The sequence below is a fragment of the Allobosea sp. NPDC055594 genome (assembly GCF_053618995.1).
The window spans coordinates 86,465-107,945 of sequence record NZ_JBSHIO010000012.1; the positions used below are offsets into that span (position 1 = coordinate 86,465).

The 21,481-nt window shown below is 67.0% G+C and carries 21 protein-coding genes; 8 read left to right on the top strand and 13 right to left on the bottom strand.

Annotated features, from left to right (window positions below):
* Positions 1–119: 119 nt before the first annotated feature.
* The 7 genes from ACWGRX_RS21145 to ACWGRX_RS21175 all read left to right on the top strand — a co-directional run bounded on the left by ACWGRX_RS21145 (position 120) and on the right by ACWGRX_RS21175 (position 8,478).
* On the top strand, positions 120–1,166 hold the full coding sequence (locus ACWGRX_RS21145; protein WP_452119146.1) for an ABC transporter ATP-binding protein: 1,047 nt from the start codon (positions 120–122) through the stop codon (positions 1,164–1,166).
* The gene (locus ACWGRX_RS21150; RefSeq protein ID WP_452119147.1) at positions 1,163–2,260 is read left to right on the top strand and encodes an ABC transporter ATP-binding protein; all 1,098 of its coding nucleotides are present in this window, start codon (positions 1,163–1,165) and stop codon (positions 2,258–2,260) included. Before ACWGRX_RS21145 ends, ACWGRX_RS21150 begins: the two co-directional genes overlap by 4 nt.
* A 25-nt stretch (positions 2,261–2,285) precedes the next feature.
* Positions 2,286–3,791, top strand: coding sequence for an ABC transporter substrate-binding protein (locus tag ACWGRX_RS21155; RefSeq protein WP_452119148.1), 1,506 nt, complete (start codon positions 2,286–2,288; stop codon positions 3,789–3,791).
* A 184-nt stretch (positions 3,792–3,975) separates the two neighbouring features.
* Positions 3,976–4,920 carry an ABC transporter permease gene (locus ACWGRX_RS21160; RefSeq protein ID WP_452119149.1) on the top strand — a complete coding sequence of 315 codons (945 nt, stop codon included), beginning with the start codon at positions 3,976–3,978 and terminating at the stop codon, positions 4,918–4,920.
* Entirely contained in the window at positions 4,920–5,807 is an 888-nt protein-coding gene (locus tag ACWGRX_RS21165) for an ABC transporter permease (RefSeq protein ID WP_452119150.1), read from the top strand. Before ACWGRX_RS21160 ends, ACWGRX_RS21165 begins: the two co-directional genes overlap by 1 nt.
* A 24-nt stretch (positions 5,808–5,831) precedes the next feature.
* Positions 5,832–7,634, top strand: coding sequence for a gamma-glutamyltransferase family protein (locus tag ACWGRX_RS21170; protein ID WP_452119151.1), 1,803 nt, complete (start codon positions 5,832–5,834; stop codon positions 7,632–7,634).
* A gap of 118 nt (positions 7,635–7,752) precedes the next feature.
* Positions 7,753–8,478 (top strand): DUF1028 domain-containing protein, encoded by a 726-nt coding sequence (locus ACWGRX_RS21175; RefSeq protein WP_291649966.1) that lies wholly within the window; start codon positions 7,753–7,755, stop codon positions 8,476–8,478.
* Between the two features lie 231 nt (positions 8,479–8,709).
* Here the strand turns inward: ACWGRX_RS21175 and ACWGRX_RS21180 are convergent, their stop codons facing one another.
* The 4 genes from ACWGRX_RS21180 to ACWGRX_RS21195 form a co-directional block, all read right to left on the bottom strand.
* Positions 8,710–9,666, bottom strand: coding sequence for a dihydrodipicolinate synthase family protein (locus tag ACWGRX_RS21180; RefSeq protein ID WP_291649967.1), 957 nt, complete (start codon positions 9,664–9,666; stop codon positions 8,710–8,712).
* Positions 9,667–9,732: 66 nt separating this feature from the next.
* On the bottom strand, positions 9,733–10,722 hold the full coding sequence (locus tag ACWGRX_RS21185) for a TRAP transporter substrate-binding protein (protein WP_291634074.1): 990 nt from the start codon (positions 10,720–10,722) through the stop codon (positions 9,733–9,735).
* 32 nt (positions 10,723–10,754) lie between these two features.
* Entirely contained in the window at positions 10,755–12,023 is a 1,269-nt protein-coding gene (locus ACWGRX_RS21190; protein WP_452119152.1) for a TRAP transporter large permease, read from the bottom strand.
* Complete coding sequence (locus ACWGRX_RS21195) at positions 12,023–12,649, bottom strand: TRAP transporter small permease (protein ID WP_452119153.1); 627 nt, start codon at positions 12,647–12,649, stop codon at positions 12,023–12,025. Before ACWGRX_RS21195 ends, ACWGRX_RS21190 begins: the two co-directional genes overlap by 1 nt.
* Before the next feature lie 87 nt (positions 12,650–12,736).
* Between ACWGRX_RS21195 and ACWGRX_RS21200 the strand changes: the two genes are divergently transcribed.
* A complete protein-coding gene (locus ACWGRX_RS21200; RefSeq protein ID WP_452119154.1) occupies positions 12,737–13,402 on the top strand; it encodes a GntR family transcriptional regulator in 666 nt (221 codons plus the stop codon).
* Between the two features lie 180 nt (positions 13,403–13,582).
* On the opposite strand, the gene ACWGRX_RS21205 is transcribed toward ACWGRX_RS21200, so the two are convergent.
* From ACWGRX_RS21205 to ACWGRX_RS21245, 9 genes are all read right to left on the bottom strand, one after another.
* Positions 13,583–14,662, bottom strand: a complete 1,080-nt coding sequence (locus ACWGRX_RS21205) for a D-TA family PLP-dependent enzyme (RefSeq protein WP_291634066.1) — start codon at positions 14,660–14,662, stop codon at positions 13,583–13,585.
* Positions 14,659–15,117: a RidA family protein gene (locus ACWGRX_RS21210; protein ID WP_291634064.1), complete on the bottom strand. Its 459-nt coding sequence runs from the start codon at positions 15,115–15,117 to the stop codon at positions 14,659–14,661. The genes ACWGRX_RS21205 and ACWGRX_RS21210 overlap by 4 nt, the downstream gene beginning before the upstream one ends.
* Positions 15,118–15,163: 46 nt before the next feature.
* Entirely contained in the window at positions 15,164–15,670 is a 507-nt protein-coding gene (locus ACWGRX_RS21215; protein ID WP_452119155.1) for a GNAT family N-acetyltransferase, read from the bottom strand.
* A 95-nt stretch (positions 15,671–15,765) separates the two neighbouring features.
* Complete coding sequence (locus ACWGRX_RS21220) at positions 15,766–16,932, bottom strand: amidohydrolase/deacetylase family metallohydrolase (RefSeq protein ID WP_291634060.1); 1,167 nt, start codon at positions 16,930–16,932, stop codon at positions 15,766–15,768.
* Positions 16,929–17,351 (bottom strand): WapI family immunity protein, encoded by a 423-nt coding sequence (locus ACWGRX_RS21225; protein WP_452119156.1) that lies wholly within the window; start codon positions 17,349–17,351, stop codon positions 16,929–16,931. Before ACWGRX_RS21225 ends, ACWGRX_RS21220 begins: the two co-directional genes overlap by 4 nt.
* Before the next feature lie 4 nt (positions 17,352–17,355).
* Entirely contained in the window at positions 17,356–18,291 is a 936-nt protein-coding gene (locus ACWGRX_RS21230) for an N-carbamoyl-D-amino-acid hydrolase (protein ID WP_452119157.1), read from the bottom strand.
* The gene (locus ACWGRX_RS21235; RefSeq protein ID WP_452119158.1) at positions 18,288–19,427 is read right to left on the bottom strand and encodes a diaminopropionate ammonia-lyase; all 1,140 of its coding nucleotides are present in this window, start codon (positions 19,425–19,427) and stop codon (positions 18,288–18,290) included. Before ACWGRX_RS21235 ends, ACWGRX_RS21230 begins: the two co-directional genes overlap by 4 nt.
* A gap of 32 nt (positions 19,428–19,459) precedes the next feature.
* Positions 19,460–20,494, bottom strand: a complete 1,035-nt coding sequence (locus ACWGRX_RS21240) for an ABC transporter ATP-binding protein (RefSeq protein ID WP_452119159.1) — start codon at positions 20,492–20,494, stop codon at positions 19,460–19,462.
* Positions 20,491–21,480 carry an ABC transporter ATP-binding protein gene (locus tag ACWGRX_RS21245; RefSeq protein WP_291634052.1) on the bottom strand — a complete coding sequence of 330 codons (990 nt, stop codon included), beginning with the start codon at positions 21,478–21,480 and terminating at the stop codon, positions 20,491–20,493. Before ACWGRX_RS21245 ends, ACWGRX_RS21240 begins: the two co-directional genes overlap by 4 nt.
* Position 21,481 lies beyond the last annotated feature (1 nt).

Here is a 21,481-nt window from a genome sequence, read left to right on the forward strand (position 1 = left end):
GGGCAGGATGCATGCAAGCTTGAGAAAAGCGCGAGGGGTCGGGGCGGTGCTGTTGGCGGCGATGCTATCGACGCAGACCGTGAAATGCGCCACGCTGGTTCCGCGTGGGACCAATCCGCATGGTTGACCGGAGCAATGCCGAACAGGAAGCCTCAGGCCGGCCGGCCCCGGCCGGAGCCCCGGTGCTTGCTGTCGAGGACCTGTCGATCCGCTTCGACGGATTGCCCGAAGGGCTTTCGCTGGTCGACGGCTTGAGTTTTTCGGTCGCGGCCGGGCGCACGCTCTGTCTCGTCGGCGAATCCGGCTGCGGCAAGAGCCTGGTCTCCCTCGCGATCATGGGCCTCCTCGCCTCGCCCCCGGCCCGCATCACCTCGGGCTCCGTCATCCTCGAGGGCGAAGCGATCCTCGGCGCCCCGGCAGAACGGCTGATGCAGCTGCGCGGCGAGCGGATGGCGATGATCTTCCAGGAGCCGATGACCTCGCTGAACCCGGCCTTCACCATCGGCAACCAGCTCACCGAGGCCGTGCTCTGCCATCACCAGGTCTCATCCGAGGAAGCCCGCCGCCGGGCGATCGAGATGCTGCGCAAGGTGCGGATTCCGGCGCCGGAGGCGCGGATGAACGCCTACCCGCACCAGATGTCGGGCGGCATGCGCCAGCGCGCCATGATCGCGATGGCGCTTGCCAACAGCCCGAAGCTGCTGATCGCGGACGAGCCGACGACGGCGCTCGACGTCACCATCCAGGCCCAGATCCTGAAGCTGATCCGCGACCTCCAGAAGGAGGCCGGCACGGCGATGATTCTGGTGACGCATGATCTCGGCGTCGTCGCCGAGGTCGCGGACGAAGTCGCGGTGATGTATGCCGGCCGCATCGTCGAGCAGGGCCCGGTCGAGCGCATCTTCGAGGACCCGCAGCATCCCTATACGCTCGGGCTGATGGGCTCGCTGCCATCGCTCGGGCCGCGCCAAGGCAAGCTCGCGGCCATCCCCGGCGCGGTGCCGCCGCCGGCGCGCTGGCCGCAGAGCTGCCGCTTCGCCTCGCGCTGCCCCTTTGTCGCGCCCCAATGCACCGAAAGCCGCCCGCCGCTGCGCGAATTCGGCGGCGGACACAGCGCCGCCTGCTTCCGGGCGCCGGTCGAAGATCTCGCCATGGTGGCGGCATGAGCGGAGCCGGCGCGGAACCGATCGTCGAGGCCGTCGGCCTCACCCGTCATTTCAAGGCGAAGAAGCCCTCGCTCTTCGCCAAGGCGCCGCTGGTGCGGGCAGTCGAGAACGTCTCCTTCCAGGTCCGACGCGGCGAGACCTTCGCCATCGTCGGCGAATCCGGCTGCGGCAAGTCGACCCTGTCGCGCCTGCTGCTGCGATTGATCGAGCCGACCGCTGGCGCGATCCGCTTCGAGGGCCGGGACATCACCGTCCTCCCCGCCGAGGAGATGCGCCGGCTCAGGCGGCGCATGCAGATGATCTTCCAGGACCCCTACGCCTCGCTCAATCCGCGCATGAGCGTCGGCGAGTTGATCGGCGAGCCGCTGTCCGTACACGGCATCGCCAGCGGCAAGGAGAAGGCGGCGCGCGTCTCCGAACTGCTCGCCAAGGTCGGTCTCTTGCCGGATTATGCCAATCGCTATCCGCACGAGTTTTCGGGCGGCCAGCGCCAGCGCATCGGCATCGCCCGGGCGCTGGCCTGCGGCCCGAGCCTGCTGATCGGCGACGAGCCGGTCTCGGCGCTCGACGTCTCGATCCGGGCCCAGGTGATCAACCTGCTCGAGGACCTCAAGGCCGCGTTCGGGCTGACGATCATCCTGGTCGCGCACGACCTCGCCGTGATCCGCCACACCAGCGACCGGGTGGCGGTGATGTATCTCGGCGAGATCGTCGAGCTGGCGGATGCGGCGACGCTGTTTGCACGGCCGCTCCACCCGTACACGCGCATGCTGATGGCGGCGATCCCGGTGCCGGATCCGCGCGCCCGCAGCCCCGAGCCGGTCACGGAGGGCGACCTGCCGAGCCCGACCGCTCCGCCGCCCGGCTGCCGCTTCCATCCGCGCTGCCCGCATGCCCGCGCGCGCTGCCGGCAGGAGCATCCGGCCCTGCGGGACCGCGCGGTCGGTCATGCCGTGGCCTGCCATTTCGCCGAGGAGATCGCGGCTAGCCAGCCCGCCGGGCTAGCGCTGCCGCCGGAGAGCCAGAACCGCCGCCGCCGGATCGCGCTGTTCGCCGCCGCGCAGGCGGCAGGAGGCGCAGCACCACCGCCATAGAACGACAAGAAGAGGGGACGTTACGATGAAACGCTTCGCATTGCTCGCTTCCGCCGCCCTTATCGGCCTTTCCGCCCTGCCGGCGCTGGCCCAGTCGCCCTCGACCCTGCGCATCGGCCTGCAGGAAGACCCGGACATTCTCGACCCGCACAAGGCACGCACCTTCGTCGGCCGCATCGTCTTCAAGGGCCTCTGCGACAAGCTGCTCGACATCACGCCGGAGCTGAAGATCATCCCGCGGCTCGCCACCGAATGGTCGTTCTCGGCCGATGGGCTGACTCTGACGATGAAGCTGCGCTCGGATGCCAAGTTCCATGATGGCGAGGCCTTCGACGCCGCCGCCGCCAAGGCCAATCTCGAACGGGCTATGACACTGCCGGATTCGCTGCGCAAATCCGAGCTCGCCTCGATCGAGAGCATCAGCGTAGTCGATCCAACGACGATCGCGCTGAAGCTGAAGCGGCCGGACGCGACCCTGCTCGCGCAGCTCACCGACCGGGCCGGCATGATGCTCTCGCCGAAGAGCCTCGGCGCCGATATCGGCGCCAAGCCGGTCTGCTCCGGCCCCTACCAGTTCGTCGAGCGCGTCCAGAACGACCGCATCGTGCTCGACAGGTTCAAGGGCCATTGGGAGGCGGCGAACTACCATTTCGACCGGGTGATCTACCGCGCCATCCCCGACACCACGGTCAGGCTCGCGAACCTGCGCGCCGGCGAGCTCGACATGCTGGAACGGCTCGCGCCGACCGACGTGAAATCGGCGCAGGGCGACAAGACGCTCAAGGTCGCGAGCATGCCCAATCTCGGCTACCAGGGCATCACCATCAACACCAACCATGGCGACGCCGCCAACCAGCCCATGGGCAAGGACAAGCGCGTGCGCCAGGCGCTCTCGCTCTCGATCGACCGCAAGGTGCTGAGCCAGGTGGTGTTCGAGGGGCTCTATGCCCCGATCATCCAGCCCTTCCCGCCGACCAGCACCTTCGTCGACGCCAATCTTCCGGTGCCCGAGCGCGACGTCGCCAAGGCCAAGACCCTGCTCAAGGAGGCCGGGCAGAGCAAAGTCTCGGTCGAGCTCTTCGTCACCAACAACCCCGTCGACGCGCAGCTCGGCCAGGTCATCCAGGCGATGGCGCAGGAGGCCGGCATCGACATTCAGATCCGCTCGACCGAATTCGCCAGCCAGCTGCGCGACCAGCAGCAGGGCAAGTTCCAGATGAGCCGGATCGGCTGGTCCGGCCGCATCGACCCAGACGGCAATATCCACCCGTTCGTCACCACCAAGGGCAACCAGAACGACGGCCGTTACTCCAACGCCGAGGTCGACAAACTGCTCGACGAGGCCCGCACCATCTATGACGTCGCCGAACGCAAGAAGCGCTATGACGCGGCGCAGAAGATCCTCCAGGACGAGCTGCCGATCGTCTATCTCTACAACCAGACCGTCTTCTTCGCCCTGCGCTCGAACATCGAGGGTTTCGTGATCAACCCGGACGGGATGATCCGGCTTTCCGGGCTTAAGCGGTCGTAACGGCCTTGCTCCAGCTCGCACCAACCGCCCCGTCATCCCGGACGACCGAAGGTCGCTCCGGGATTCATCGAAGGGCGTCGTGCTCGATAATCGATCCCGGCGCTCCGCGGCGCTTGCCCTTGGGCCGACCCAAGGTCGGTCCCGAGGGCTGCGGCCGGGATGACGGCGAATCCGGAAGCGTCCCATGCTCGCCCTGATCGGCCGGCGCGTCCTGATCGCCATCCCCACGCTGTTCCTGGTGTCGCTCTTCGTCTTCGCGCTGCAGAGGGCGCTGCCGGGCGACCCGTTCCTGGTCATAGCCGGCGAGGAACGCGATCCGGAAGTGATCGCGCGACTGCGCGAAATCTACCGCATGGACGATCCGATCGTTGTGCAGTTCTTCGCCTGGCTCGGGCAGGTCGTGCAGGGCGATTTCGGCCGCTCGCTGCGCACAGGCGAGCCGGTGCTGAACCTGATCCTGCAGAAGCTGCCGGTGACGATCCAGCTCGCCACCGCCTCGATCATCATCGCGATCGGCATCGGCATCCCGGCCGGTATCCTGGCGGCGCGGCGCAAGGGCACCTTTGTCGATTACTCGACGAGCGCACTGGCGCTGTCCGGGCTGTCGATCCCGAATTTCTGGCTCGGCATCATGCTGATCCTCTTGTTCTCGGTCGAGCTCAAGCTGCTGCCGCCCTCGGGCTATGAAGCGATCTTCAGCAATCCCTGGGGGGCGATCGAGCGGCTGATTATGCCCGCCTTCGTACTCGGCGGCGGGCTCGCTGCCTTCATCATGCGCCATACCCGCTCGGCGATGCTGGAGGTGCTGCGCTCCGATTATATCCGCACCGCCCGCGCCAAGGGGCTCGACGAGCGCAAGGTGGTCAACAAGCATGCGCTCGCCAATGCGCTGGTGCCGATCATCACGCTCTCGACCCTGCTGTTCGGCGAATTGCTGGCCGGCGCCGTGCTGACCGAGCAGATCTTCACCATTCCCGGCTTCGGCAAGCTGATCGTCGATGCGGTCTTCAACCGCGACTACGGCGTCGTCCAGGGCGTGGTGCTGTGCACCGCCATCGGCTTCATCTTCATGAACCTCGTCGCCGACGTGCTCTATGTCCTGGTCAATCCGCGCCTGAGGACGGCCTGATGGCGGATGCCGCACTTCCTGCCGGCGCCGCCGGCCGCCCCGCCAGCGCCGAAACGCCGCTGCGCCGGGCCTGGCGCAAGCTCCGGCGCAACCGGGCGGCGCTGATCGGCGGCACGATCGTGCTGGTGTTCGTGCTGATGGCCGTGCTGGCGCCGCTGCTGCCGCTCGCCGACCCCCTGAAATCGAACTTCCTCGCCATCCGCAAGCCGCCCTCGGCGCTGCATTGGTTCGGCACCGACGAGCTCGGCCGCGACCAGGTTTCGCGCCTGTTCTTCGGTGCGCAGGCCTCGCTGCTCGCCGGCATAGTCTCGGTGCTGATCGCGCTCGGCGTCGGCGTGCCGGTCGGGCTCGCTGCCGGCTGGTATGGCGGCTGGGTCGATGCCGTGATCTCGCGGATCACCGAGGCACTGCTCGCCTGCCCCTTCCTGATCCTCGCCATCGCCTTGGCCGCCGTGCTCGGCCCGTCCTTGACCAATGCGATGATCGCGATCGGCCTGTCGGCGGTGCCGATCTTCATCCGGCTGGTCCGCGGCCAGGTGATCAGCGTCAAGACCGAAGATTTCGTCGAGGGGGCGCGCGCCGTCGGCGTGCGCGATTCCGTCATCCTGTTCCGCCATGTCGCGCCGAACACGCTGCCGCCGATCGTGGTGCAGTCGACGCTGTTCATGGCGCAGGCGATCATCCTGGAAGCCGCCCTCTCCTTCCTCGGCCTCGGCCAGCAGCCGCCCTCCCCGTCCTGGGGCCAGATGCTCAACGTCGCCAAGAACTTCATGGAGCAGGCGCCCTGGATGTCGGTGGCGCCCGGCGCCGCCATCTTCCTCGCCGTGCTCGGCTTCAACCTCCTCGGCGACGGGCTGCGCGACGCGCTCGATCCGAAGGAATCCTGATCCGCCTCTCCAAGGATACCCCCCATGTTCACCACCCGTCCCGAAATCCTCGGCACTTTCGGCGTCGTCACCTCGACGCACTGGCTCGCCACCGCCTCAGGCATGGCGATGCTGGAGAAGGGCGGCAACGCCTTCGATGCCTGCGCCGCTGCCGCCTTCGTCTTGCAGGTGGTCGAGCCGCACCTCGTCGGCCCCGGCGGCGACATGCCGGCCGTGTTCTATTCGGCGGAAAGCAAGAAGGTCGAGGTGCTGTGCGCGCAAGGGACGGCACCGCAAGCGGCGACGATCCAGGCCTACAAGGCGCTGGGCCTCGAGATGATCCCGGGCGACGGGCTGCTCGCCACGGTCGTGCCCGGTGCATTCGGCGGCTGGATGGCGCTGCTGCGCGACCATGGCCGGCTTTCGCTGCGCGAGGTGCTGGAGCCGGCGATCGGCTATTTCGAGAACGGCCACCCGATGCTGCCGCGCGTCTCCGACACCATCGCCGGGCTGACCGAGCTGTTCAGCGGCGGCTGGCCGAGCTCCGGCGCGGTCTATCTGCCGGGCGGGACCGTCCCGAAGGGCCGCGAGCTCTTCCGCAACCCGGCGGCCGCCCGGACCTACAAGCGCATCCTCGCCGAGGCGGAGGCCGCGGGCAGCGACCGACAGGAGCAGATCCAGGCGGCCCATGACGCCTGGTACAAAGGCTTCGTCGCCGAGGCAATGGATGCCTTCTGCCGTGGCGAAGCCGTCCTCGATTCCTCCGGCCGGCGCCATAAGGGCCTGCTCACCGCCGACGACATGGCGCGCTGGCAGCCACGCTACGAGGCACCGGCGAGCGCGACCTATCATGGTTGGGAGGTCTTCAAGACCGGGCCCTGGGGTCAGGGACCGGTCTTTCTCCAGACCCTGAAGATCCTGGAGGGCATCGACCTTTCCGGGATGGGCCCGGCCAGCCCGGAATACGTCCACCACGTCACCGAAGCGATGAAGCTCGCCTTCGCCGATCGCGAGGCCTATTACGGCGACCCCGATTTCGTGAAAGTGCCGCTGACGACGCTGCTTTCGGAGGATTACGCCGGCGGCCGTCGCGCGCTGATCGGCGAACAGGCCTCGCATGAGCTGCGCCCCGGCATGGTCGCCGGCTATGAGGCCCAGGTCGAGGCGATGCTCGGCAATCTGCGCATCGCCGGCCAGAACGGCAAGCCCGCCAGCGCGACCGTCGGCGAGCCGACCCTGGCCTCGATGGTCGCCGCCTCGCGCCGCGGCGACACCGTGCATATCGACGTGATCGACCGCTGGGGCAACATGATCGCGGCGACGCCATCCGGCGGCTGGCTGCAATCCTCGCCCGTCATTGCCGAACTGGGCTTCCCGCTGAATTCGCGGGCCCAGTCCTTCTATCTTGAGGAGGGACTGCCCTCGTCGCTGGCGCCAGGCAAGCGACCGCGCACGACGCTGACGCCGAGCCTCGCCTTCGAGAACGGCGAGCCGCGGCTCGTCTTCGGCACGCCGGGCGGCGACCAGCAGGAGCAATGGCAACTCGGCATGTTCCTGCGCCGGGTCCATCATGGCCTCAACCTGCAGGAGGCCATCGACCTGCCGCTGTTCCACACCCAGCATTTCCCCTCGAGCTTCTATCCGCGCGAGGCGCGGCCGGGGCAGATCACCGTCGAGGAGAGTCTGGGCGAGGCGGCGCTGGCCGAGCTCGTCCGGCGCGGCCATGCGGTCGAGCGGGCTCCGGCCTGGACCGTCGGGCGGCTGACCGCAGCCGAACGCAGCGCCAACGGGCTCTTGCGCGCGGCTGCGACCCCGCGTCTGATGCAAGCCTACGCAGCCGGGCGCTAGAACATGCTGCGAAAAAGCAGCCACGGCTTTTCGCAGCATGTTCTAAACTATGAGAATCGATCACGCTGCATTCGGACGATTCCGTCCGAATGCAGCGTGATCCAGGAGTTCTGCATCCATGACATGGTCAATCGTCGCCCGCGACGCCGCGACCGGCGCCTATGGCGTCGCTGTCTCGACCTGCGCCTTCGCTGCGGGCGCGCGCGTGCCCTATGGCTGCGGGCGCGTCGGCGCGATCGCGACGCAGGCCTACACCAATCCGCTCTATGGCGTGGATGGGCTGAGATTGTTGCAGGAGGGGCGCTCGGCGGTCGAGATCATCGCCAGCCTCACCGCAGCCGATGAGGGGCGCGCGCATCGCCAGCTCCACCTGATCGACCGCAACGGCAAGATCGCCGCCTATACCGGCAATGCCTGCATCGACTGGTGCGGCGCCGTCGACGGGCCGCAGGTCTCGGTCGCCGGCAACATGCTGGCCGGGCCGGAGGTCGTCCAGGAGACGCTGAAGGCCTATGTCCAGAATTCGGGCCTCGATTTCGACGAACGCCTGCTAGTCGCGCTCGAAGCCGGCGAGAAGGCCGGCGGCGACAAGCGCGGGCGGCAATCCTGCGCCATCCGGATCTGGGCCGACGACCCTGTGCCGAGCTTCGATATCCGCGTCGACGATCATGCCGATCCGCTCGGCGAGCTCCGGCGGGTCTGGCGTGTCGCGCATCAGCGCTATGTGCCGTACCAGAAGGCCTCGCCCTCACGGACGCGGCCTACGGGAGTGACCGACCGGGCGGAGCTCGATCGGTTGTGCGCGGACTATGCCGCAGCGTGGAACGAGCGGCATCCGGAATAGGCGCAACCTGTCCCCTCTCCCCTTGCGGGAGAGGGTTAGGGTGAGGGGTCGCGCGACGCTTCATCGTCATGGTCGGGCTTGTCCCGACCATCCACGTCTTCCTGTGACGACTGCGGCGTTCGAGACGTGGATGCTCGCCACAAGGGCGAGCATGACGCAGAGGCCTGAGCGACCCCTCATCCGGCCCTTCGGGCCACCTTCTCCCGCAGGGGGAGAAGAGAAGCACGTGCCTCAAGCCGCCTTCGCGGCCCTGCCCTCGCCGGCCCAGTTGGCGTACCAGCTCTTGAAGCGGCGCCATTCGGCCTCGACGAAATTGCGCTGGGCCGTGGACAGCGCGTCGCTCTCGTTGAAATGCAGCGCATAGGCCGAGTGGCCTTCGAGCACCATCAGGTGCTTGTAGAACAGCACGAGATCGACGCCCTCGTCGAATTTCGAGAGCACATAGAGCGCGCGCTCCAGCTCGAGCGCCCGGCGCTCGGCCTCCGGATCGCCGGCCGCGGCCTTCTCGCTGAGCGCGACGAGGTGGAGCACCTCTTTCGGCAGGGCGTTGCCGATGCCGGTGATCGAGCCGGTGGCTCCGCAGCGGATGAAGCCATGCGTCACCTGCGTGTCGACGCCGACCATCAGGGTCAGGGCGCGGTCCTTGCTGGTGATGTGCTCGGCCGCATAGGACAGCGCCTCGCCGCCGCCGAACTCCTTGAAGCCGCGCAGATGCGGATAGCGCTCGCGCAGGGCGAAGAACAGGTCGGCCCGGGTCTCGTAGCCGTAATGCGGGCTGTTGTAGATCACCGAAGGCAGGTCGACGGCCGCTTCCAACACCGCCTCGAAATGGGCGCGCTGGGCCGGGACCGAGGAGCCGCGCGACAGCACGCGCGGGATGATCATCAGCCCCTGGGCTCCGACCTGCTTGGCATGGGCGGCGAGCGCCGCAGCGCGCTTCGGGTTCTGCGCGCCGGTGCCGACGATCAGCGGGATGCCGGCCTCGACCAGGCGCCGCACGCCTTCCATGCGCTGCTCGTCGGTGAGCAGCGGCCAGTCGCCCATCGAGCCGCAATAGACCACGGCCGACATGCCGGAGCCGATCAGGTGGCGGCCGGTGCGGACGAGTTCGTCATAGTCGACGTCGCGCGAGGGGGTGCAAGGGGTCATCAGAGCGGGGATCGTCCCGCTGAAGATATTCTGGGTCATGACATAAGGTCCGCTTGGAGGAGGCAGGCGGCCGCCGAGCGCGGCGGCCGCGATGATATCGTGGGATCAGGCCGTGATCGACTGGCCGGCCTTGCGCAGTTCGGCCAGCACCGGCGCCTTGGGCAGCCAGATCTTGTCGAACTCCGCGACAACGGCCTCCGCATCCTTCGGATTGGCGAGCTTGAAATTGGCACCGGCGGCCTTGAACTGCTCGACGAGCTTGGGCTCGTTGACGGCGAGCTCGTCGATCTGCTGGTCGAGCGCCGCCTTGATGGTCTTGGTGATCAGCTCGCGGTCGGCGGCCGGCATGCCCTGCCAGACGCGGCCGGAAGCGAGCGCGATCACCGGCATGAAGATGGCGTTCATCTGGAGGATGGTCTTCGAGACCTTGTCGAAGCGCTGGTTCCAGGAGAATTCGAGATCGGCCTCGAGCCCGTCGACCTGGCCGTTGGTCATCGCGTCGAAGACCTGCGGCGTCGGGATCGGGGTCGGGGCGGCGCCGAGCAGCTGGTAGAAGTCGCGATAGACCGGGGTCGGGTTGATGCGCAGCTTCATGCCCTTGATGCCGGCGACGCCGTCGATTTCCTTGGCGGCGAAGACGGCGCGCATGCCGGTAATGCCCCAGGCCAGGCCGACGCAGCCGGTCTCGCGCGGCAGCACGTCGAAGAGCTTCATCGCCACGGGGTGGCGGACGAGCTTGGCGATCTTGGCGGTGGAGTCGACTATATAGGGCGCGGTGATCGCGCCGATCGCCGGGACACGCGAGCCGAGCTCGGCCGCCATGATCCAGCCCATATCGAGCGCGCCCGACTGCATCTGCTGCAGCATCGCCGCCTCGTTGCCGAGTTGGCCGGAGTGGAAGACCGTCAGATTCAGCCGGCCATTGGTCTCGGCCTTGAGCACTTCGCCAACCTTCACGGCCGCGCGATTCCAGGGATGACCGTTCGGGGTCAGGATGCCGAGCCGCAGCTCCTTGCTCTGGGCCCGTAGCAGCGCGGGCTTGGCGACGGGCAGGACGGCGGCGGCGGCGAGCAGATGACGGCGTGAGATGGTCATGACGGAACTCCCCTTATGGATGGCAGGCGGTTTCACTTCACCAAGGCCAGCGAGAGCCATGGGTAGATCGAGAGCAGGACCAGGAGGACGCAGGAGATGATGAAGAAGGGCAGCGTCACCAGGAACATCTTGCCGGGCTTGGCTCCCGTCACCGCGGCGGCGACGAAGAAGCACAGGCCGACCGGCGGCGAGAGCAGGCCGAGCACGAGGTTGATCACCACGACCACGCCGAAATGGCGGGGGTCGATGGCGTAGACCTCGGTCGCGATCGGCAGGAGGATCGGCACCGTCATGATCAGGCCGGGGATGCCGTCGATCACCGTGCCGATGACCAGCAGGATGACATTGACCAGCAGCATGAAGGTCACCGGATCCTTGGCGATCGCCTGGATCGAGGCTGCGACGCTCTGCGGGACCTTGCCGTAGACCAGCACCCAGGAGAACACGGCGGCGGCGGCGACGAGGAAGAGCACGATCGCCGAATAGACACCGGCGCGCAGCATCATCTGCGGCAGCTGGTCGAAGCTGAGCTGCCTGGTCCAATAGCGGCCGATCAGCAGTGCCGCGACCGAGCCGACGGCCGCGGCCTCGGTCGCATTGGCGAGCCCGCCGAGGATCGAGCCGACGATGACGATCGGGATCAGCAGCGTCGGCGCCGACTTCAGCACGATCCTGGCGCGCTCGCGCAGGGAGAGCTTGTCGCCGGCCGGGTAATTGTAGACGAAGCCCATGGCGGCGATGATGAGGAAGAACAGGATCGTCAGGAGCACGCCCGGCACGATGCCGGAGATCAGCATGTCGCTGACCGAGACCTGGGCCAGCACGGCATAGACGACGAACATCACCGAGGGCGGGATGATCGGCCCGAGCATGCCGCCATAGGCGGTGAGGCCGGCGGCGAAGTCCTTGTCGTATCCCTTGCGCTCCATCTCGGGGACCATGACCTGCGCCATGATCGCGACCTGGGCCGTGGCCGAGCCGAGGATCGAGGCGACGAACATGTTGGCGAGGATGTTGACATAGGCCAGCCCGCCGCGGAGCGAGCCGACGAAGGCCATTGCGAGGTCGACGATGCGCCGGGTGATGCCGCCGCCATTCATGATCTCGCCGATCAGGATGAAGAGCGGGATCGCGATCAGCCCGTAGCTGTCGACGCCGCCAAACATCTGCAGCGGGTAGTTGGGCAGCAGCTGCAGGCTGCCGGTGGCGGCGATGAAGACCAGCGCGCCGAGGCAGAGGCAGAGCGCGATCGGCACTCCCGCCAGCATGATCGCGAAGAAGGCTCCGACCGTGAGTGCCATCAGTTCACCACCCCGTCTGCATTGGCGGCAAAGCCGGGCAGCTTCTGCTTTTCGACGAGGCCGAGATCCTCGAAGAGATTGGCGAGCGCGTGCAGGCTCATCGACAGGGCGAAAAGCGGCATGATCAGATAGATCACCCAGGTCGGCCAGTTCAGCGTCTGGGTCCGCTCGGTGTAGATGAAATTGAAGGACTGGCCGGCGTATTCCCTGGCGTCGAAGCCGGCCTGGGCGATGCCCACCGGATCGAGCCAGAGCCAGCACATCACCAGAAGCCCGATGCCGAAGAGAAGCACGCCGAGCGTCGCAATAATCCGGAAGATCGCGGCACCGCGCTCCGAGAAGCGCTCGGTCAGCATGGTCACCGCGAAATCGAGCCGCATGCGGGTCATGGCCGAGGCGCCGATGAAAGTCAGCCAGACCACACTGTAAACAGCCGATTCATCGATCCAGTAGATCGGTCGCCCGGCATAGCGCGTCGCGACATTGAGCAGGATCAGGGCCGAGAGCAGGAACATCAATCCCTGGATCGCCCTGTGCTCAAGCCGCAGCCAGCGCCCTGAGAGCGCGACCACCACCTCCGGAACAGCCATCGCACGACTTTTCGCCGCCATCGCCTGGTCGATCATTTCTTGTCCCCTTGCAGGATTTGTAGATTGTATAAAATCTACATGTCAATGGCTTTTCGCCACGCGGCCCGCTAGGATGCCCCGGCCATGTCAACCACCCTGAAGCATCGGACGCTGTCCTCGGCGATCGTCGACCAGCTCCGCCAAGCCATCCTCGACGGCAGCTATCCGGCCGGCTCGCAATTGCGGCAGGACGCACTGGCGCAAGCCTATGCGGTCAGCCGCATCCCGGTGCGGGAGGCGCTGTTCCAGCTCGAGGCGGAAGGTTTCGTGAAGATCGTGCCGCACAAGGGCGCGATCGTCTCGGGGCTGTCGCTCGACGAGATCAACGACGTCTTCGAGCTGCGCAAACTGCTCGAGCCCCGGCTCTTGGCGAGCTCGATCCCGGCGATGACGGCTGCCGATTTCGAGGCGGTGGCGGGCATGGAGGCCGCCTTCGAGGAGGCGATGTCGGCCGGCGACATCAGCCGCTGGGGCCTGCTCAACGCGGATTTCCATCTCGCGCTCTATGCCCGCGCCACCCAGCCGCGCACGCTGTCGATCGTCGCAGGCCTCTTGCAGACCAGCGACCGCTATACGCGGCTGCAGCTCCAGCGCGGCTCCTCGATCGAGCGAGCGCAGGCCGAGCACAATGAGCTGATCAGCCTGTGCCGCAATAGGCAGCTAGCCGAGGCCGAGCGCCTGCTGGTCGACCATATCGAGATGGTCCGGCGCGACCTGGTCGAGTTTCTGGAGGCCGGCGGCAAAGAGTGAAGCTCTCCCCGCCGGACAAGCGGCGAAGCGGCACAAATCCGAATTACCGGCGCACTGCCGTCATGGTCGGGCTTGTCCCGACCACCCACGCCTTCGCTTCACTGATCGCGTGCGGAGTTCAAGACGTGGATGCTCGCCACAAGGGCGAGCATGACGGTGTGGTACCTGAACGAGAGCCGTTCAGGTCAGCTTGCCGCGGGCCGCCACCGGCAATTCGCCGATCAGCTTGTCGCCGCGCACCGTCACGAGACGGTCCACCATGTTGACGACGACGCAGACATGGTTCGGCACGATGCGCACGACCTCGCCGACCTTGGGCCGCTCATTGCTGGCGGAAAGATCGAGGAAGCCGTGCTCCTCGGCGAATTTGGCGATCTTTGCGGAAGGGTATTCGAGGATCAGCCCATGCCCGTCGAGGCCGCCAATATCGCTGGTCAGCGTCTTCGAGCCGGAATCGAGGATACCACGCTCGGGCGCCGCACGGCTGACCACCGTTGCATAGACCGTCAACGCGCATTCTTCGAGCGAGGCGACCCCGGCTGCGATCTGCATGCGGTCATTGAAGATCGAGGTGCCGGCGCGGTGTTCGGTCGCGCCCTTGAGCTTGCCGATATTGGGCACGTTGGGCGAGCCGCCGGTCGAGACCATCCCCGCCTCGAGCCCGGCCTCGCGCAGGCCGGCATTGGCGGTGTCGAGGAAAACCTGCGTGCGCTCCCAGCCATCCTCGGGCGGGTACATCATGAAGCCGGCGAAGGTCAGCCCCTTGGAGCCAGCGATAAGCTTGGCGAGCTCGACCGCCTCGCCCGGCGTGACGACGCCGGCGCGCTCGCGGCCGGTGTCGCATTCCACCACCACTTCGAGATCGCGCCCGGCGATCTCGGCTGCCTTGGGCAGGCCGGCGATGGTGACCGGATTGTCGGCGGCGACGATCATGCGCACCCGGCGCTGAAGCGCGCCGAGACGCCCGAGCTTCTCCTCGCCGAGGATGTTGTAGGAGATCAGGATGTCGTCGATGCCGCCATCGGCCATGACCTCGGCCTCGCCGAGCTTCTGGCAGGTGATGCCCCGCGCGCCGGCCGCGATCTGCAGCCGCGCCAGCTCGGGCGATTTATGGGTCTTGATGTGCGGGCGGTTGGCGATGCCCGCGGCATCGCAGGCCGCCTGGAGCTTGGCGATGTTCGCCTCGACCTTGTCGAGGTCGATGACGACGGCCGGCGTACCGTAGACGCGGGCGATTTCCTCGGCGAGCGCAGTCGTCATGGCAGTACCCGGATGATGACTTCGATCTCGACCGTCATGCGGTTCGGCAGCGAGCCCATGCCGACGGCCGAGCGGGCATGGCGGCCATTCTCGCCGAGCACGGCGACGAACAGGTCCGAGCAGCCATTGATGACCTTGGGGTGATCCGAGAAATCAGGCGCGGCATTGACCATGCCGAGCAGCTTGACGACCTCGACCTTGTCGAGCGAGCCGGCCGCCTTCTTCATCGCCGCGAGCAGGCCGAGCCCGGTCTGCTTGGCATGCTCATAGGCTTCCTCGATCGAGACGTCGGCGCCGACCTTGCCGGTCGGATAGGTGCCGTCGGCACGCTTGGGCCCCTGGCCCGAGAGATAGACCATGTCGCCGACCCGCTTGAAGCTGACATAGGTCGCGACCGGGCTCGGCACGTCCGGCAGGCTCAATCCGAGATCCTTGAGCTTCTGATCAGCACTCATTCGCATTTCCTCCAGGCAGTTTCCGGCGCCGTCTCGGCACCGACGATCAAAGTTCGCGCGTCATGTAGCGGGCGTCATCGTCATAGCTCGCCAGCTTGCGATCAAGCGATGCGTCATGCGTCAGGCGAAAGCCATGCCGCTGCCAGAAGCCGGCCGAGCGGTTGACCGCGATCAACGCCATCCGGCGAAGCGCGGCCTTGCGCGCCTCCTCTTCCAGCAGCGCGACCACACGCGACGCCGCGCCGCTGCCTTGCGCACGCGGCAGCAGAGCAAGGTCATGGATGTAGTAGGCGTCGGCATTCGGCGGGATCGCGCCGAGCCGGCTGTTCAGCGCCGGCGCCTGCAGCAGCGGCCACGGGTGACTGACGACATAGCCGGCGAGGCCGCCATCGGCGCCGGCAAGCGACAGGCACCCGGCCGGCGACAGCACCAGCCGCTCGGCGAAGACCGCCTCGTCCTCGGGAAAGCCGGGATGGACTTCCGCCGCGACGTTCATGACGCCCGGCAGATCGGCTGGCACCATGGGGCGCCAAAGGAGAGCGGTCGCAGTCATCGTCTTCTTCTACCCGGAACGATCCCCCGCAGGCACCACTCAGCGCCGCGCCCGGGGAAGTCGTGCCGGGTGTAGCAGAAACGTTCGGGCGGCGGCTACGCCGCCTCGACCTTCCTGAACTTGTTGCTGCGCTTCGGGTGCCACCAGGCGCCCTTGAGCACGACGCCCTCGGAGACGATCTTCTTGTCGCCGATCAGATGCTCGCCGGTAACGTCGACATAGTCGAACTTGCCTTCCTTCACCGTCAGGATCGTCGCATCGCCGAGCGAGCCGACCTTGAGCGAACCATATTCCGGCCGCTTCAGCGCCATGCCGGCATTCAGCGTCGAGGCGGCGACGACGTTGTTGAGGCTCATGCCCATGCAGAGGAACTTCGACATCGTGGTGACCTGGTCATAGGCCGGCCCATCGATGCAGAGCTTGTGCACGTCGGAGGAGATCACGTCCGGCTCGAAGCCGTTGGCGAGCATGGCGCGCGTGGTCTTGAAGGAGAACGAGCCCTTGCCGTGGCCGATATCGAAGATGACGCCACGCTTGCGGGCTGCGAGCACCTCGGGCTTCACCGTGCCCTGCGCGGTCGAGGGCGCGTTCGGGAACGGGCGGAAGGCGTGGGTCAGCACGTCGCCCGGCCGCAGCATGCCGATGACCTCCTCATAGGATGGCGGCGGATGGTCGATATGGCACATCAGCGGCATGCCGACCTCGTTGGCAACCTGCAGCGCGATGTTGAGCGGCACGGTGCCCGAATTGCCGGAGGCGTGCAGGCCGACGCGGACCTTGATGCCGACGATCAGGTCGCGGTTCTTGTCGGCGACCTCGACGCAGTCGATCGGGTTCATCATCCTGAGGTCGCCGCTCTCGCCGACCATGACACGGTGGTCGAAGCCGTAGATGCCGGCATGCGAGACATGGAGATAGGCGAGGATGCGCGCCTGGCTCTTCTCGATGACATGCTTGCGGAAGCCGGCCCAGTTGCCGGGTCCGGCCGAGCCGGTATCGACCGAGGTGGTGACGCCCGAGACGCGGCAGAATTCGTCGGCATCGATGCCGAGCGAGGTGCCGCCCCAATAGACATGGGTGTGCAGGTCGATCAGGCCCGGCGTAACGATATAGCCGGAGACGTCGCGGATCTCCTTGGCGCCCTTCAGATCCTTGCCGAAGCCGGAGACCTTGCCGTCGGTGAAAGCGACGTCGAGGACGCCGTCATGTTTCTGCGAGGGGTCGATGACCCGGCCGCCCTTGAGAATGAGATCGTGGGTCATGTGGTCGCCTCCGGCATACTGGCAATAATCTGGGATAACTGCTCGATCAGGGCCGGGAGATAGCTCTGATCGATATCGAGATTGTACGAGAGCACCCGTTCGCACTCGCCGATATCGGCAAGCTTGATGGCGACGCAAACACCGCCGCGAATGTCCCCGCTAAACTCAAGTCGCAACTCACCGCCAAACGAATTCCAGCTCTGCTGAAGCGTCGTCTGCGCGTGCTGGGCCCGCAAAATTGTGCTGAGAGCGCGGAGGTCATGCGGGGAGGTATGGCAAACGATCTCGGCCGAAAACCTGCCGCTACGGGCGCGGAGTTCCATGTGTCCCCAACCAAACTCGTCCACTTCCAATATGGGCCCGAGCGTCAGGTAGTCCCCGACGGAGCCGATCCGGGCATGTTCGGCAGTGGGTTCCATCGTCCTATGCTGGCCCCACTGCGCCCTTGCGCTCGATGATCATGCCGTAGGTCTGCGGCTCGCGGTGTTTCGCGAAGTTGAAGGTCGAGTTCTTGTAGCTCTTGCCGAGGTCGAGATCGCAGCGGGCGATGACGAGCTCGTCGCCCTCGGTCACCGCCTGCGCCACGACCTCGCCGGTCGGCGCGATGATGCAGGAGCCGCCGATCTGGTCGACGCCGGCTTCGAGGCCGGCCTTGGCGACGCCGACGACCCAGGTCGCGTTCTGGTAGGCGCCGGCCTGCATGACGAGCTGATTGTGGAAATTGCCGAGCCGGTCATGGTCGGGCGCCGGCGGGTTGTGCTTGGGCGTGTTGTAGCCGAGCACGATCATCTCGACGTCCTGGAGCCCCATGACGCGGTAGCTCTCGGGCCAGCGCCGGTCATTGCAGATCATCATGCCGAGGCGCCCGCCCATGGTCTCCCAGACCGGCCAGCCGAGATTACCGGTCTCGAAATAGCGCTTCTCGAGATTCTGGAAGGCTGCGTCGGGGCGGTTCTCGGGATGGCCGGGCAGATGGATCTTGCGGTATTTTCCGACGATCGCGCCGGATTTGTCGACCAGGATAGCGGTATTGAAGCGGCGCTTGCGGCCATCCTCGAAAGCGAGCTCGGGATAGCCGAGATGGAAGCCGATGCCGAGCTTCGCAGCTTCGGCGAAGAGAGGCGCCGTCTCGTTCGAGGGCATGGCGCTCTCGAAATAGGAATCGATCTCGGCCTCGTCCTCCATCCACCAATGCGGGAAGAAGGCGGTCAGCGCCGCCTCCGGGAAGACGACGAGATCGCAGCCATTGCCCTTGGCCTGGCGCATCAGCTCGATCATACGGGCGACGGCCGAGGCGCGGCTCTCCTCGCGGTGGATCGGCCCGAGCTGGGCGGCGGCGACGGTCAGGATACGACTCATTTCAGCACGTCCTCGGCGGAGCGGCCGACAATGCCGCGATAGACTTCCGGATCGGTCGCGCCCTCGGTGCCGTAGCAGAGCACGCGGGACGAGGCGTCGAGGCGCAGCGCGCTGCGCAAGGCCGGATCGCGCGCCGCCTTGAACAGACCGGCGAGCCCGGCGACGCCGGATTCGCCGCCGACCACGCCGAGCGTCGCGAGCTGGCGCATCGCATCGGCGGCGGCGGCGTCGCGCACCGTCATGAAGGCGTCGGCGCCGGGCTGGAGGATGCGCCAGGCCAGGATCGACGGCTCACCGCAGGCAAGGCCGGCCATGATCGTCTCGAGATCGCCGCCGACCGCCGTGACCGCCCCGGCCTTGGCCGATTCGAACAGGCAGGCGGCATTCTCCGGCTCGACCACCACGAAGATCGGCCGCGCCGCGCCATGGCGCTCCCAGCTATCGGAGAGCACGGCCGCAGCGATGCCGCCGACGCCGCCCTGGACGAAGACATGGGTCGGCTGCGCGCCTTGCGTCTCGACCTTGTTGGACAGGACCGAATAGCCCTGCATCACGTCCTTCGGCACCTGCTCATAGCCGGGCCAGGAGGTATCGGAGACGATCTGCCAGCCATTGGCCTCGGCTGCCGCCGCACAGGCGCGGACGCTGTCGTCGTAATTGCGGCCCTCGCGGACGACGGTGGCGCCATAGGAGCGGATCGCCTCCGCCCTGCCCTCGCTGACGTTCTCGTGGATGTAGATCACCGCCTTGACGCCGGCACGCCTTGCGCCCCAGGCGACCGAGCGGCCGTGGTTGCCATCGGTCGCGCAGGCGACGGTCAGCCCCTCCCGACCACGCGCCGCGACCAGCCTGTCGACGGCGTAGGCGCCGCCGAGGGCCTTGAAGCTGCGCAGGCCGAAGCGGCCGCCCTCGTCCTTGTAGAGCACCTGGCCGAGATCGAGCGCGTCGGCGATGGCCGGAAGATCGCGCAATGGCGTCGGCGCATAACCGTCCCATGCGGCGATCGCCGCATGGGCGCTGCGGCCCTTGTCGCGGGAGAGGATGGTGCGCAGATCGTCGCCATAGGGCGCGTTCCGGTCGAGCCGCGGATTGAGGATGAAGTCCGGACCGCGGCTATCTGAATTGGCGTCTGTCATGGGCTGATCGTCGACCTCGCTCGGCCCCCTGGTCAAGCGTCGGCGAGCGCAGGCACGGCCTGCTTCAGGAGCGGGTTATCCTCCGCCGGCAGATCGTGCAGATGGCAGGCGGCGACATGGCCCTGCGCCATTGGGCGCAAAGCCGGCTCCTCCGTACGGCAGCGATCGAAGACGTAGGGACAACGCGTATTGAAGCGGCAGCCCTTGGGCGGGTTGATCGGGCTCGGCACGTCGCCCTTGAGCAGGATGCGCTCGCGCCGGACTTTTGGATCGGGCACCGGCACCGCCGAGAGCAGCGCCACCGTATAGGGGTGGCGCGGCGCGCCGAAGATCTGCTCCTTGGTGCCCATCTCGACGATCTTGCCGAGATACATCACCGCGACGCGGTGGGTCATGTGCTCGACGATGGCGAGGTCGTGGCTGATGAAGAGCAGGGCCAGGCCAAGTTCCTTCTGCAGATCGCAGAGCAGGTTGACGATCTGCGCCTTGACCGAGACGTCGAGCGCCGAGACCGCCTCGTCGCAGATGATCAGCTCCGGCTCGGCCGCGAGCGCCCGGGCGATACCGATGCGCTGACGCTGGCCACCGGAGAATTCGTGCGGCCAGCGATTCACCGCGTCTCGCGGCAGGCCGACCTTGTCCATCAGCGCCATGGTGCGCTCGGTGACCGCCTCCTTGCCCTGGACGATGCCGAAATTGGTGATCGGCTCGGCGAGGATGTCGCGGACGCGCATGCGCGGGTTCAGGCTGGAGAACGGGTCCTGGAACACGACCTGGACACGCTGGCGCAGCGGCCGGAGCTTGCCGGTGGAAAGCTGGTCGATGCGCTGGCCGTCGAGCACCACCTCACCAGAGGTGATATCGAACAGGCGCAGGATCGCCTTGCCGACGGTCGACTTGCCGCAGCCGGATTCGCCGACCAGCGACAGCGTCTCGCCCTTGGCGATCTCGAAGGAGATGCCGTCGACGGCGTAGACATTCGCCGTGATGCCCGAGAGCAGCCCGCCGCGGATCGGATAATGCTTCTTGAGGTCGTTGACCTGGAGGATGGGCTGGGTCGTGCTCATGCCGCGACCGCGTCCTTCGGCGCATAATGGCAGGCGGCGATATGACCGGCGGCCTTGAGTTCGAGGCCGGGCGCGACCTGGCGGCAGAGATCGGTCACCTTCGGGCAGCGGCCGGCGAAGACGCAGCCGTCGATGCGCTTCTTCAGGCTCGGCACCAGGCCGGGGATTTCGGAGAGGCGCTCGGTATGCCCGGAGAGCGAGGAGCCGAGCTTCGGCACGGCGCCGAGCAGGCCTTGCGTATAGGGATGGCGCGGATTGGCGAAGAGCTCGCCGACAGGCGCCTCCTCGACCTTGCGGCCGGCATACATCACCACGACCTGGTCGGCGACCTCGGCGACGACGCCGAGATCATGGGTGATCAGCATGATCGCGGCACCGACGCGGGCCTTGAGGTCGCGCATCAGGTCGAGGATCTGGGCCTGGATGGTGACGTCGAGCGCGGTGGTCGGCTCGTCGGCGATCAGCAGCTTGGGCGAGCAGGCGAGCGCGATCGCGATCATCACGCGCTGGCGCATGCCGCCGGAGAGCTGGTGCGGGTATTCCGCGACGCGCCGGCGCGGCTCGGGAATGCCGACGAGCTGGAGCATCTCGACAGCGCGCTCGGTCGCCTGCGCCTTCGACATGTTCTGGTGCAGCCTGAGCGTCTCGCCGATCTGGCGGCCGACGGTCAGCACCGGATTGAGGCTGGTCATCGGCTCCTGGAAGATCATCGAGATCTCGTTGCCACGGATCTGGCGCATCTCGGCATCCGAGCATTCCAGGAGGTTCCGCCCCTGGAAGCGGATGGCGCCGGCCATCTTGCCGGGCGGCTCCGGAATCAGCCGCAGGATCGACATGGCGGTGACCGACTTGCCACAGCCGGACTCGCCGACTACGGCGAGCGTCTGGCCCGCCTCGATGGAGAAGGAGACACCGTCGACCGCGCGGTTGATGCCGTCGGGCGTGCGGAAATGGGTTTGGAGCTTGTCGATTTCGAGCAGGGCCATG